At 62.8% G+C, this 13,849-nt stretch carries 9 protein-coding genes; 4 read left to right on the top strand and 5 right to left on the bottom strand.

Annotation, left to right across the window (positions count from 1 at the left end; translation table 11 throughout):
- Positions 1-35: 35 nt before the first annotated feature.
- Complete coding sequence (locus G3574_RS24210; protein WP_163968101.1) at positions 36-3,659, bottom strand: indolepyruvate ferredoxin oxidoreductase family protein; 3,624 nt, start codon at positions 3,657-3,659, stop codon at positions 36-38.
- Between the two features lie 113 nt (positions 3,660-3,772).
- Between G3574_RS24210 and G3574_RS24205 the strand changes: the two genes are divergently transcribed.
- On the top strand, positions 3,773-4,678 hold the full coding sequence (locus G3574_RS24205) for a LysR family transcriptional regulator (RefSeq protein WP_163968100.1): 906 nt from the start codon (positions 3,773-3,775) through the stop codon (positions 4,676-4,678).
- A gap of 16 nt (positions 4,679-4,694) precedes the next feature.
- Here G3574_RS24205 and G3574_RS24200 read toward each other — a convergent pair whose 3' ends face one another.
- From G3574_RS24200 to G3574_RS24185, 4 genes are all read right to left on the bottom strand, one after another.
- Positions 4,695-5,930 (bottom strand): DUF3089 domain-containing protein, encoded by a 1,236-nt coding sequence (locus tag G3574_RS24200; protein ID WP_163968099.1) that lies wholly within the window; start codon positions 5,928-5,930, stop codon positions 4,695-4,697.
- Positions 5,931-6,155: 225 nt separating this feature from the next.
- Positions 6,156-7,652 carry a hypothetical protein gene (locus G3574_RS24195; protein WP_163968098.1) on the bottom strand — a complete coding sequence of 499 codons (1,497 nt, stop codon included), beginning with the start codon at positions 7,650-7,652 and terminating at the stop codon, positions 6,156-6,158.
- Between the two features lie 200 nt (positions 7,653-7,852).
- Entirely contained in the window at positions 7,853-8,959 is a 1,107-nt protein-coding gene (locus tag G3574_RS24190) for a PAS domain-containing protein (protein WP_163968097.1), read from the bottom strand.
- A gap of 54 nt (positions 8,960-9,013) precedes the next feature.
- A complete protein-coding gene (locus tag G3574_RS24185) occupies positions 9,014-9,295 on the bottom strand; it encodes a hypothetical protein (protein ID WP_163968096.1) in 282 nt (93 codons plus the stop codon).
- 478 nt (positions 9,296-9,773) lie between these two features.
- Here G3574_RS24185 and G3574_RS24180 point away from each other — a divergent pair, with 478 nt between their 5' ends.
- The 3 genes from G3574_RS24180 to G3574_RS24170 are packed head-to-tail and all read left to right on the top strand — an operon-like array spanning position 9,774 to position 13,838.
- A complete protein-coding gene (locus G3574_RS24180; protein ID WP_163968095.1) occupies positions 9,774-11,291 on the top strand; it encodes an XrtA system polysaccharide chain length determinant in 1,518 nt (505 codons plus the stop codon).
- A 47-nt stretch (positions 11,292-11,338) separates the two neighbouring features.
- Positions 11,339-12,310, top strand: coding sequence for an XrtA-associated tyrosine autokinase (locus G3574_RS24175; RefSeq protein WP_163968094.1), 972 nt, complete (start codon positions 11,339-11,341; stop codon positions 12,308-12,310).
- Complete coding sequence (locus G3574_RS24170; protein WP_163968093.1) at positions 12,297-13,838, top strand: TIGR03016 family PEP-CTERM system-associated outer membrane protein; 1,542 nt, start codon at positions 12,297-12,299, stop codon at positions 13,836-13,838. The genes G3574_RS24175 and G3574_RS24170 overlap by 14 nt, the downstream gene beginning before the upstream one ends.
- Positions 13,839-13,849 lie beyond the last annotated feature (11 nt).

The following is a 13,849-nucleotide window of genomic DNA, read 5'->3' as shown; positions in this document are numbered from 1 at the left end:
GCTGGGGTGCCGTTCCCGGCCTGCCTTCGCTTATATCAAGCGGCTTGCTGGGAATTTCCCGCGGCAGCGCCCTTGCCATGATAGGCCGCAAGCAGTTCCGCTTCCTTCGCCTTGGCCGCCTTCAGGTTCCTTTCCTTCACGTGGCCGAAGCCGCGGATGTCTTCCGGAATGGCGGCAATCGCCACCGCCGTGCCGAGGTTTTCCGGCTTGAGGCCAGGAAGCAGGGCAAGGACCGTCTTCTTGTATTGCTCGATGAGGGCGCGCTCGGTCTTGCGTTCCTCGGTATGGCCGAAGACATCGAGGGCCGTGCCGCGCAGGAACTTCAATCCGGCCAGCATGCTGAAGGCCTTCATCATCCACGGCCCGAATTCCTGCTTGACGAGGTGGCCCTGGGCATCGCGCTTGGCGAGCAAGGGCGGCGCAAGGTGGAATTTCAGCTTGTAGTCGCCTTCGAACATGCCCTCGATCTTGGCCTTGAACGCGGCGTCGCTGTGCAGGCGGGCGACTTCGTATTCATCCTTGTAGGCCATGAGCTTGAACAGGGACTTCGCCACCGCTTCCGTCAGGCGCAGGGGACGCTGCTCGGTCGCCTGCTGTTCGGCGGCCATGACCTTGGACACCATCTCGCGGTATTGCGTGGCGTAGGCGGCGTTCTGGTAGGCGGTGAGGAAGTTCACGCGGTGCTCGACGAGCGATTCCAGCGAGGGCGAACGCTTGAACTCGATCACTTGCGCGGCGGTGCTGTTCATCTTCGCCAGGCGTTCCACGGCAGCCCAGTCGTGCGCGGCGTTGCGGCCCCAGACGAAGGCTTGCTTGTTGAAGTCGATCGACACGCCGTTGAGTTCGATGGCCCTGAGCAGCGCGGCCTCGGACAGCGGCACCCAGCCCTTCTGCCAGCAATAGCCGAGCATGAACATGTTGGTGGCGATGCTGTCGCCCATGAGCGCGGTGGCAATCTTGCCGGCATCGAGGAAGTCGACCCGGTCGCCGCCGCACGCGGCGCGGATGGATTCCTGGGCGCTGGCCTGCGGGAATTGCCAGTTCGGGTTTCGCACGAAGGCGGCGGTCGGCGACGAGGTCGAATTGACGGCCGCATGGGTCCGGCCCTCGCCCATGCGGGACAAGGCGTCGCGGCTGGCGGTCACGATTTCGTCGCAGGCGATCACCAGGTCGGCCGCGCCGGTGCCGACGCGCGTGGAATGGATGTCGTCCGGATTGTCGGCGAGACGCACGTGGGACATTACCGGCCCGCCCTTCTGCGCCAGGCCGCTCATGTCGAGCACCGAGCAGCCCTTGCCCTCGACGTGCGCCGCCATGGCCAAAATCTGGCCGATGGTGACCACGCCGGTGCCGCCCACCCCGGTCACGAGGATGCCGAAGGGGTCACGCGTGCCCGGGAGCTGGGGCTGGGGCAGCTTGCTGCCTTCGAGGATGGGATGCTGAACGGTCCGCTTGCCGCCGTCATCCGCGCCGGCGCCGGCCTTCTTCGGCTTCTTGAGCTGGCCGCCCTCGACGGTGACGAAGCTCGGGCAGAAGCCCTTGACGCAGGAAAAATCCTTGTTGCACGACGACTGGTTGATCTGGCGCTTGCGGCCGAGCTCGGTCTCCAGCGGCTCGACGGACAGGCAGTTGGATTGCACGCTGCAGTCGCCGCAGCCTTCGCACACGGCTTCGTTGATCACCGCCCGCTTGGCCGGGTCCGGGTACAGCGGCTTGCCGTCCTTGCCGGTCTTCTTCCGGCGGCGGCGCTTTTCGGAGGCGCAGGTCTGGTCGTAGATGATGGCGGAGACGCCTTTCACCTCGCGCAGTTCGCGCTGGACGGCATCTAGCTCGTCGCGGTGGCGCACCGTGACGCCCGCCGCCCAGTTGTAGCCGGCGGGGTATTTTTCAGGTTCGTCGGTCACGACCACGATGGGCGTGACGCCTTCGGCCGCGATCTGGCGCGAGATCATCGCCGGGTCGAGCGGACCGTCGACGTTCTGGCCGCCGGTCATGGCCACCGCGTCGTTGTAGAGAATCTTGTAGGTCATGTTGACCCTGGCCGAGACCGCGGCGCGGATTGCCAGCAGGCCGGAGTGGAAATAGGTGCCGTCGCCGAGGTTCTGGAACACGTGTCCCTCGTCGGTGAATGGCGCCTGGCCGATCCAGGATGCGCCTTCCGCGCCCATGTGGGTGAAGGTCGCGGTGGAGCGGTCCATCCACAGCACCATGTAGTGGCAGCCGATGCCGGCCAGCGCGCGGCTGCCTTCCGGCACGCGGGTCGAGGTGTTGTGCGGGCAGCCGGAGCAGAAGTGCGGGACGCGGTCCTTGTTGGGATCGGGCTTGGCGGCGCTGACCTTGAGCACGGCTTCCTTGGCCTCGAGGTAGGCGACGCGTTCCTTGATGCGCTGTTCGATCGGATGGCCGGCGAAGTAGCGCGAGATGCGCGCGGCGATGGCGCGGGCGATCTGCGCCGGGTTGAGTTCATAGGTTGCCGGCAGCAGCCAGTTGCCGTGGCCTTCGCGATGGTTGCCGCTCCATTCGCCGGTATCGTCGAACTTGCCGACCACGCGGGGCCGCTGGCCGTCGGGCAGGTTGTAGAGCTCTTCCTTCAGCTGGTACTCGAGGATCTGGCGCTTTTCCTCTACCACCAGGATCTCGTCGAGCCCGCGGGCGAACTGCTGCACGCCGTCGGCTTCGAGCGGCCAGGTCATGCCGATCTTGTAGAGGCGGATGCCGATGTCGCGCGCCACCTGCTCGTCGATGCCAAGGTCGGCCAGCGCCTGGCGGGTATCGAGGTAGGACTTGCCGGCGGTAATGATGCCGATGCGGGCATGCGGGCTGTCCCAGATGATCTGGTTGAGCTTGTTGGCGCGCACGTAGGCCAGCGCGGCATACCACTTGAAGTTGTTCATCCGCGCTTCCTGGTCGAGCACGGGGTCGGGATAGCGGATGTTCAGGCCGCCGGGCGGCAGCTCGAAGTCGGTGGGCAGGAGGATCTTGACGCGCTCCGGATCGAGGTCGACGGAGGCGCCGGACTCGACGATGTCGGTCACGCATTTCATCGCCGTCCACAGGCCGGTGTAGCGCGACAGGGCCCAGCCGTGCAGGCCGTAGTCGAGGTATTCCTGGACCGTCGACGGGTAGAGCACGGGGATGCCGCAGGCCTTGAGGATGTGTTCGCTCTGGTGGGCGGTGGTGGAAGATTTCGCGGCATGGTCGTCGCCGGCGATCACCAGCACGCCGCCATGCTTGTCGGTACCTGCCATGTTGGCATGCTTGAAGACGTCGCCGCAGCGGTCGACGCCGGGGCCCTTGCCGTACCACATGGAAAACACGCCGTCGTAGCGGGATTTCGGGAACAGGTTGACCTGCTGCGTGCCCCAGCATGCGGTGGCCGCGAGGTCTTCGTTCATGCCGGGATGAAACTTGACGTGGTGAGCCTCGAGATGCTTCCGTGCCTTCATCGCCGTCATGTCGACGTTGCCCAGCGGCGAGCCGCGGTAGCCGGTGATGTAGCCGGCGGTGTTGAGTCCGGCGGCAAGGTCGCGCTGGCGCTGCATCATGGGCAGGCGGATCAGGGCTTGGGTACCGGTGAGGAAGGCTCTGCCCCGCTCCAGGGTGTATTTGTCGTCCAGGGTAATGGACTCGAGGCGGGTCGGGTCGATCGGCATGTTCATGGCATGGTCTCCGGATGATTGTCGGCCATAGATAAGGGCACTTTGACAAAGTATAGTCAGCCGTCAAGGTATCGTAAAATCACGAATTATCATTGGCGATATCAGGAAAACGCATGGCGGATAATGTTTCCCTCAGGCAGTTGCGCTACTTTGTCGCAGCCGCGAAGGCAGGCCAGTTTTCCATGGCGGCGCGCGACGAGCACGTCTCGCAATCCACCATCACCAATGCCGTGCTGGCGCTGGAGGAAGAGCTAGGCATCAAGCTGTTCGACCGCCTGGCGCAAGGCGTGGCGCTGACCGCCGAGGGGCAGGATTTTTTCCATAACGCCTGTCACATCCTGGACTCGGTGCGCGATGCGGTGCACAACCCGCGCTTCCGCAAGGGCACGCTGCGCGGGAGCGTCAGCGTGGCGGCGTCATACACTGTGTTGGGTTATTTCCTGCCTGAACTTCTGGCGCGCTTTCGGGCCAGCTATCCGGACGTGGAAATCGACCTGCGCGACACCGACCGGCCCGGCATCGAACAGGCGGTGGCAAAAGCGGAAGTCGACCTGGGCGTGGCCATCATTTCCAACGTGCAGCGCATTGACCGCTTTTCCCATGCGGTATTGGTGCGTTCCCGCCGCCAGCTCTGGGTAGCGCCGACCCACCCGCTGGCGCAGATTCCCGCGCCGTCGCTGGCTGACATTGCCAGGCATCCCTACATACAGGTGACGGCCGACGAGGCCGAAGCATCGACCCTGGCCTACTGGAAGAACCGCAAGTCGAGGCCGCGCATCGTGTTCCGGACGTCCTCCATCGAAGCGGTGCGTGGACTGGTGGCCCACGGGTTCGGCGTGACGGTTCTTTCGGACATGGTGTTCCGTCCCTGGTCCCTGGAGGGCAAGCGCATCGAGGCGCGGCCGATCCTGGATGCGGTGCCGCACATGGAGGTCGGCGTGCTCTGGCATCCGTCCAAACCCCTGAGCCCGCCGGCGGAAGCTTTCCTGCAATTCCTGCTGCACGCGTATGGAAGCTAGAACGGCACGACGCGCTTTAGCGATTGGCGGTGGTCCAGGCCTTTGACTGCTGGCGCACGATGTCGATCAGGTTGCCTTGCGCCAGGTCCACGTCAACCAGGTGCAGGCCCCATTCCTGCAACAGGCGATCGCCGTAGTACAGGTCCCCCGCAATGTCGATACCCTTCGCGGTGTAGGCCGGATCGATGCTGACGCTGAGATAGGAGGCATTGTCGCGCTGGACGCATTCGGCGCTGGCAATGCCCTCCGGGCTGGCAAACGGCGCGTCGGCTCGCTTCGCCATGGCGGCAAAGGCGGTCTTGTCATGGGCCTGGCCGGTGAGGTTGGTCTGGACCGGCAGATAGGAACGCAGCACGCCGCGTCCGCCGCCGAGGGCCGCCGGATTCGTGCATGCCACCTGGCTGCCATCGCCGACCCGCCCGAACAGGCTGTTCGCCGGCGGCGGCAGGCGATCACGGAAAGATACGTAAGTGATTACGCAGCCAGCCTGCGACGCCGACCTGCAAAGCGGCAGCTGGCTGAAAGTGCCGCCGACGTCCTTCCCGGGCGGGACGCTGATGTTGGTGCCGATCAGCAGCGCCGACACCAGCTGCTTCTGCACCGGCTTTCCCTCGACTTCCTGGCGCAGCAACTCGCTCAGGATGCGCGCTCCCTGCGAATGACCGACCAGCACGATGCCGCGTCCCTGGTTGTGATGCTGGAGATAATACCGCCATGCCGCGAGCACGTCGCCATAGGCCACCTGCGGATTGACCGCCATCGGCTGGCCTGTCAGTCGGCTGCGCAGGCCCTGGATGGTCACTTGCCGGTACACCGGCGCGAATAGGCGGCACACGCTGCCGAACCGGGCGAACTGGTGTTCCACCGCGCGCTTTTCCTCAGGTCCCGGATTCATGTCGCTGTTGGGCGTGGGGTCGTTGGAAATGGTGGGATAGACGTAGAAGCAATCGACCGGGGGATTAGACGCAGGCTGGTAGCCTTCATGGCCGGCGGGTTCGCCGCCGCGACGGAAGACGCTGGCATCGAGATTGACACTGCAGGCATCGATGCGGCCATGCAGGCACAACCAGTTGTCGCCGTTGGAATAATCATTTTCCGAAACGGCGGCAGAGGGGGCAGTGGGAGCCTTGACCTGCTCCGGGGCAACGACTGGCTTGCTGCTGCAGCCGGCAAGCAGCGTGGCAGCACATGCAACGGCAAGCGAGGAGAAGCGGACGGCGAAAAACGGGGGCAGGCTGGCGGGTTGTCTCATGGTTCTTGATTGGAGATGGCAGCGGAAAAGCGAGTGTTCTCGACCGGCGTAGCCGCACCTCGCCGCTCCGCCTTAGTTCCACATTGCAGAATATTGTTTCATAAACCACAATAATAGACGCAAGCCAGAGACAGGGCAAACATCGACATGGGGTAGCCTGGATGATTGCGGTCCAGCAATGCCGTTATCGCCTGCTTGTCGAAATCTGCAAGCCACCAACTTCGTTCATCTACCCGCCCTTGCGCCAATGTAATTTACATGGTCCTTCCTGAAAAAGCCTACGGGAAGTTTCAGCATGTGCCCTATCAGCGCTTCACTGCGCGCCGCCTTCGATTGCGTTTGCAGCGCCGCCGCCCACCGCGCGAGAGGGCTGTCTTTTCCGTACCAGACTACTTGGACTTGTGATTTTTCAAATTCCGACCGGCTGAAGTCTCTGGTGCTGTTATGCAGGATCATGATGAGATCGGCCCGGAGCAATTGATGCAGCATGGTGATGCTGTCCGAGTCTTGCATGTCCGCCCAATTCCCGTTGGTCGCCCGGTAGCCGGCGTTTTCCAGGAGCGCCTTGGCAATGCGGATGAGGCTGGCTTCGGCATTACCCGCACGCGCCTCGCCATCCGCTGCCCGGGTGTGGAAATCGGTCAGCCTGCCATCTTTCATGATCATGTCGATTGGGAGTTGCGTTTTTTTGTCCCACTTGGCGATGGCCCCCACCATTCTGGTAATGAGGTCTTCCTCTTCTGCGCTGATCGAGCATTGCGACCGGATCAATTGGATGAGTTTTTGGGCACCGTCCCCGCGTCCGGCGTACTGTTCCAGGATGGACGCCCAACTGAAGCGGGCCCAACATTTGTAGTCGTGCGATGAAAGGATGCTGGGCTTGAACGCGGTAGGTTGATGACTGCCGATCGGTAGGGCCGAATGCAGCAGGTCGTAATCGAGCGAGCTTGAATTCAGGATCGCACATCTTTGATCCCCGATATACAAGGGCGGGTTTTCCTCGAAGGCCGCCATTGCATGGTTACCTGTAAGCGGTGTCGCGCGCTCCATTTCCTGCGGTGCTTCTTGACATGGCTGCATAGGGCGCGACGGGCCGCTCGGTCGTTCAGTCGTCCCAGGATTGAAGGGCTGATGAGAACTTCGCACAAGTGCCCCGCTCTCCGTGGCATGCAAGAGGGCGAGGATAGCTTCATAGTCGGGCATGCATTCCGGGAGCGGCCGGGCAACCGGAGAGCGCGATGCTGGACGAATTGCATCCGGATGGCTGAGGAGTTCCAGCAGCACATGCGTGTTGCGCTCGGCGTCGGCGACATTCATACCACCCTCTCCGCCGGCCCTGCGCTCGACGGCAAGATAAGCACTGACGAGCGCGGCCGTTTTCTTGTACACCTGGCGGGCGGTGACCTGCCATCCGTTGCGTCGAAGAAGACGAACGTGCTGGATGATGGCATCGCGCGCCACTTCCTTGTTCATTCCGTATTGATCGAATGCCATGACGCGATTTGTTCCGGTCGAAAACCTCGGCTGGAGGCCGGACGACGGCTCACCCAGGCCGCGCCCGCCGATGCCCGCGGCGCCGGCCTGGTCGCGTGTTCTTGGTGCCAATGACGACGGGCCTTGGTGCATGCTTACCACTTGCGGGCATTGCAGCTGCTTGGTAGCGGCGTCAGGCATCGCGGCGTTAGGCTGCTTGCATGAAATGCGGATGGAGGGTGTGCTCATGGTAGCCTCAACACAGAATGGAAGTCGCGGGACGTTGGCAGACAAGTTAGTGAAACCACCCTGTCCAGGCGGCAGCTTCGAGCAACGCGGATGCCACTCTGTGTCAATTAGCTCGCATACGTTCATTTCCATTCTGCAACAGACCTGTCGGCACCGAACCGACGCCGGCTCGCCAGTCCGCGCCACATAAGCATGTCCCCCTATATCCCACCGTTCGCCGCCTCCCCTTCGGCTGCCGTGACGATGATGTAAATCCCCTCTGCCCCATGACGTTGCGGAAGAATGGACACCCGGGTCTTGACCATGTTGCCCCGCAAGTCCGGAAAGTCCTGTTCAAAGGAGACGGGATGGCCTTGCAGCCCAAGACGGATCATGCGTTCATGCTTGCGATACAGCTCCACGCCAACGAGGGCGGGCAAGGCGACTCCTTTCGCAGCCATCGGCGCCACGCCGAGCTTGGCGGAGAAAGGCTTGTTCAGGAACTGGGTGACGAGGTTGCGATCCCAGTAACCCATCAGGACGGGCATGTGATCGACGATCTCGCGGGTCTCGGCGGTGATCATGCCGAGCTGGTCGGCGGCCAGGCGCCGGTGCGTGCAATCGCGACCCGCATGGTAGAAGTGCAAGTCCTTTCTGATCACCGTGGTCCACTCGACCCAGCGATAGTCTCCATGCACCGTCAGGCAGCGGCTTTCATAGCGCGCCGGCGCCTCGCCGTGCCTGACCCGTTCATGGGACTGCACCGCCAGTTCGCGGTCATCCGGGTGGATGAGCGCGAGGAGGTGCAAGCCTGCAAGATCATCCATGGCCCAGCCAAGCTGGCCATCCCAGGCAGGGTTGGAACGGACGAAGCGGCCATCGGACGTCGTGACCGCAAGCAGGTCGGGCGAATGAATGAAGAAGGCATTGCCCACCATTTCCGCCTGCTTGCTGACGGAAATGTCGCTTACCTGGGTCACGTAGAAATGCGGCTTTCCATCCTCGCGGCGCACGAGCGCAACGCTCACTTCCACCCAGATGATGCTGCGGTTCTTGTGGTAGTAGCGCTTCTGCGTCCGGTAACTCGGGATGCGGCCCGTCTGTAGCGTGCTCAGGAAAGCGAGGTCGTTATCGAGGTCCTCCGGGTGGGTCAGTTGCTGGAAAGAGGTGCGCAGCAATTCCTCTTCGCCATACCCCACCATGTCGCACAAGGCCTTGTTCACCTTGAGGAACTGGCCTTCCAGTCCGACGAGGGCCTTGCCGATCGGCGCGAATACGAAGGAACTCTCGAAGACCTCCCTGGCGCTGCGGCTATCGATGATGGCCATGAGTGCTGCTTCGATCCTGTCCGTCCCCGGGCGGGAACCGATGACGCCGCCTGATCATTCGACGGTCCTTCGCAGGTTCGCCAATGCCTCGGGACGCATGCCCGCGCCTGACGTGATGAAACGGCATGTGCCGGGGTCGTAATCGCGCGCTGCCATCACATCGTACCGGTGATTGAAAAACAGGCGTCCTTGCCCTTGCATCCGCCACGCAAGCGTAGCAATGTCATTGTTCTGGTCCCCTTCCCTTTTGCATTTCTCGTTATCGTGCGGCCCGGCAGAACCATTGCGACGGAAAAGGTCTGCCAGAACCTGTATCGCAAATGATGCGATTTGCATGCCAGCAATCAAAGGCTTTTCATTTCAATGACTTGTCGCTGGCCGGTTGCGTCAGCGAAGTGGAGTTGTAAGGTTCATCGACACTCAAGGCCGGGCTTGATGCTCACCTCCCATCGTTGCCGCCGCAATCGGTTTGGACGAGAAAACCACCCGTTGGCTATTCGATTCCGCTAAGTGCCTCTCAAAACAAGCCGGTTTTGCATTGAGAAAAGTCAAATCTCCAGCGCCCTTCCTGCTTCTTCTCAAGACTGGCGCTTGCCACGCTCGACAAGAGCTTGCGCTATTCGACATTTGCTCGCGAATCTTAGAAACGCATCAGCGACCCTGCCAACTTGTTGATATTCGTCATTTCGGGACGGTGTGATCCTGCCAATATTTGACCCTGTCGAGACGGCAACTTTTTGCCGATCGAACGAACGGCCCGCCACAGCGCGGCAGCCGAACAAGAACAGAACGCCGGTCAACAGGGAAGGCAGCCATGGAAGAGTTAAGCAACCAGCTGATGAGCGCGATCAAGGGAGTGTGGAAATACCGCTGGTGGGCGGCTGCCATATCCTGGCTCGTCTTTGCCGGCGGCGCAGCCGTCGTATTCTTCATGCCCGACAAGTACGAGGCGACGGCGCGGGTCTACGTCGATACGCAAAGCGTGCTCAAACCGCTGATGTCGGGCATGACCAGCCTGCCCAACATGGAACAGCAGGTGTCCATCATGAGCCGCACGCTCCTGAGCCGTCCCAACCTGGAGCGGCTGATTCGCATGGTGGACCTCGACATCAAGGCCAAGACCAGCAAGGACATGGAGCAGCTTGTCTTCGAACTGTCCAACGACATCAAGTTGACCGGCACCGCCAAGGAAGACATCTACACCATCACCTACCATCACCGCAATCCAAAGCTGGCCAAGGATGTGGTGCAGTCGCTGCTGACCATCTTCGTGGAGGGCAGCTTCGGCGACAAAAAGCAGGATTCGCAAAAGGCGGTCGCCTTCATCGATGAGCAGATCAAGAGCTACGAGCAGAAGCTGCTCGGCGCGGAGAATGCGCTGAAGGACTTCAAGATCCGCCACGCCGAAGTGCTGCCACGCGACGGCGCCACCTATGCCGCGAGAATCGGCGAAGTCACGGACCAGCTCGAACGCGCCAGGCTGGACCTGCGCGAAGCGGAACAGACGCGCAACGTCCTGCGCCGCCAGCTTGCCGGCGAAGACACTTCCCTGCTGGTGGACCAGGGAACGGTAACGACCAGCGAATCCGAATTCGACGGTCGGCTGCAGGAGCTGTACCGCAAGCTCGACGGCTTGCAGATGCAGTACACCGACCGTCATCCTGACATCGTCTCCACCCGCCGCCTGATCGACCAGCTGGAAGCGCGCAAGGAAGAAGAACTGAAGAAGCGGCGCGAGCGCCCGGCCGGACGCGCCAACTATAACCCCATGCTTCAGCAGCTCGGCGCCTCGCTGGCGGAAGCCGAAGCCTCTGTCGCCGCGCTCACCGCGCGCGTGACCGAGTACCAGTCCCGTTATGCACGCCTGAAGGCCATGGTAAACGCCGTGCCGGAGGTGGAATCCCAGCTGGCGCAGCTCAACCGCGACTACGCGGTGAACAAGGAAAATTACGAGAAGCTGATCGGCCGCCGGGAAGCGGCGAAATTGTCCGAGGAACTGGCTTCGACCGGCATGGTGAAATTCAAGATCATCGATCCGCCGGTGATTCCGCAAAAGGCAATCGGCCCGAACCGCCTGCGCCTGCTGTCCATCGTCCTTGCCGCATCGCTCGTGGCGGGCATGGGAAGCGGTTTGCTGATGAGCCAGGCCAGGCCTACCTACATGAGTCAGGCAAGCCTGCGGCAGGCGACCTCGCTGCCGCTGCTGGGCACGGTCTCCATGAACTGGACGGCACCGCAGCGTAGCCGGGAACGACGAAGCGGCTACCTGCTCGGCGTGTCCTTCCTGATGCTGCTGACCATCTACGGCATGGCCATGATGCGCGCGCTGTAGGCCGCGTTTCCCGAATTCCGAATCGATCAACTGACTTACGGTGATCCATGAGCATCATTGAAAACGCCGCAAGGCGGCTTGAACAAGCCCAGCCCGTCCCGAATGCCGCCGGCAACCGGAATGACACGCCGCTCCCGGAGCATGCGGGAATGAAGCCCATCGAACGGTTGCAGGAGCGCATCCAGCGCGACCGTGAGCGAGACCAGGCGCAGACGCTCGCCGCGGAACCATCGTTCGCACCGGTGACCCCGCTTCCCCGCAACCTGCCGGAATCCATTCACCCCCGGCAGTATGCCAAGATCGACCTGGACCGCATGCACGAACTCGGCATGGTGGTGTCGAACGGCGAGCGGACCAGCGTGGGCGAGGAATTCCGCATCATCAAGCGTCCGCTGCTGCGCAACGCCCTGCCCGTCCGCGCGCCGTCCGTCGGCAAGTCGGGCATCCCCAATCCGCCCAACCTGATCATGGTGACCAGCAGCCTTCCAAAGGAGGGCAAGACCTTCTGCGCCATCAACCTGGCGATGAGCATCGCCACCGAAAAGGACTACACGGTGCTGCTGGTTGACGCCGATGTCGCCCGCCCATCCGTGCTGAAGACGCTCGGCATCCAGGCCGATACCGGCCTGCTCGACCTGCTGCGCAATCCCGGCATGGACGTCGCGGAAACCATCATCCACACCAACGTGCCCAGCCTCAGCATCATTCCGGCCGGCCAGCCGAGCCGCCATGCGACCGAACTCCTCGCGAGCCACGACATGGCGCGCCTGCTGCAGGAACTGGCGATGCGGTATCCCGACCGGATCGTGATCTTCGATTCCCCGCCGCTCATGGCGACCACCGAGGCCCAGGTGCTGGCCCAGCACATGGGGCAGGTCGTGGTCGTGGTCGAGGCAGAACGCACCACGCAGAAGCAGCTCAAGGAAGCGCTGACCCTCATCGAAGGTTGCTCGAACGTCAGCCTGGTCTTCAACAAGGCTCGCCTGTTCGCCACCGAAGCCAAGTATGGATCGTACTGAACGTCCCCCACTCCGCTTGCCGCGCCGGCGTGCCCCCTGGCTCGCGGCCGTCTTGCTTGCCCTGGCATGCGACGCGTCGCAGGCGGCGGACTGGACGGTTTCACCCGGAATCGGCTTGCGCCAGAGTTACAGCGACAACATCAACCTGTCGACCGGACCGGCGGCGATGCACGACTGGGTTACCGAACTCATCCCGCGGCTCGACGTCGCGGTGGAAGGCGCGCGCTTCAAGCTGCGCGGCCAGTATGCGCTGCACTACCTGCGTTACCACAACGAATCCAATCCATCGCAGGTGCAGCACACGGCGGTATTCGACGCGCACGGCGACCTGGTGAAGGACTGGCTCTACCTCGACAGCGCGGTCAACGTCTCCCAGCAGCGCCTGTCTTCCTTCGGCCCGCAGTTCATCGACCCGGTCAACCTGACCGCGAACCGTACCGAAGTCCGCACCTACAGCCTGAGTCCCTACCTCCGGCACGAATTCGACAGCACCGCCACCAGTGAACTGCGCTACACCTGGCAGAAGACGGAAAGCAGCGAAACCAGGGCCCTGGATGGGCAGACCGACAGGCTGCTTGCAAGCGTGTCGAGCGGCCCGCGCTTCGGACGCTGGGGATGGACGCTCACCGCCGACCAGGAAAAGATCGACTACGCCAGCGCCGACGACGTCAAGCTGAATCGATACACCGCGCAGGTCAAGTATGCGATCACGCCGCGCGTGGCGCTCAATGCGACCGCGGGCTACGAGAACAACAACTACGTCTATACCGGTTCCAGCCCGAGCGGCCGCCTCTGGTCCGTTGGCGCCTCCTGGACGCCATCCGAACGCTCCTTGCTCAGCGCCAGCCTCGGACACCGTTATTTCGGCAGCACCTATTCCCTGACGGCGCAGCACCGCTCCGCCCACACCGCCTGGAACGTCACCTACAACGAAGACGTATCGACGCAGAATGCAACGCCCCGCGCGGACGCCGTCGAAACCGCGAGCTTCCTCAACCAGTTGTGGGCGGCGAGCATCCCCGATCCGGCGGCAAGGCAGCGGATCGTCAACGCTTTCATCCTCGCCAACAACCTTCCCGCCACCCTGAGCAGCAACATCTTCGGCCTGTCGAACCGGGTTTACCTGCAGCGCACCTGGCTGGCTTCGGTCGCCTTCGAGGGAGCGCGCAATACCGTGCTGCTGCAACTGACGAGCCAGCGCCGCCGGCCGCTGGATGCGGGCACCCCAGCCGGCACCGGCGTGACGGTGCTGTCCGACGACGTACTGCAAACCGGGCTGTCGGGAACCTGGAGCATGCGCCTGTCGCCGCTGACCTCGATCGACGCCACCGCCGGGCTGGCACGCATCAGCTCGTTCTCGAACGATCGCCTGGACCGGATCAAGACCATGCGCCTCGGCTTGTCGCACCAGATCGGAAAGCGCACGACCGGGCTTGTCGAAGTACGGCGCCAGCAACGCTTCTCCAACGTGCCTGACCAGGATTACACGGAAAACGCGCTTGCCTTCTTTGTCTCGATGCAGTTCTGACCCACGGACCA

The sequence above is a fragment of the Noviherbaspirillum galbum genome (assembly GCF_010974945.1).
GTDB lineage: Bacteria > Pseudomonadota > Gammaproteobacteria > Burkholderiales > Burkholderiaceae_D > Noviherbaspirillum > Noviherbaspirillum galbum.
The sequence above is the reverse complement of the archived record's forward strand: the minus strand, read 5'-3'. Positions and strand labels throughout refer to the sequence as shown.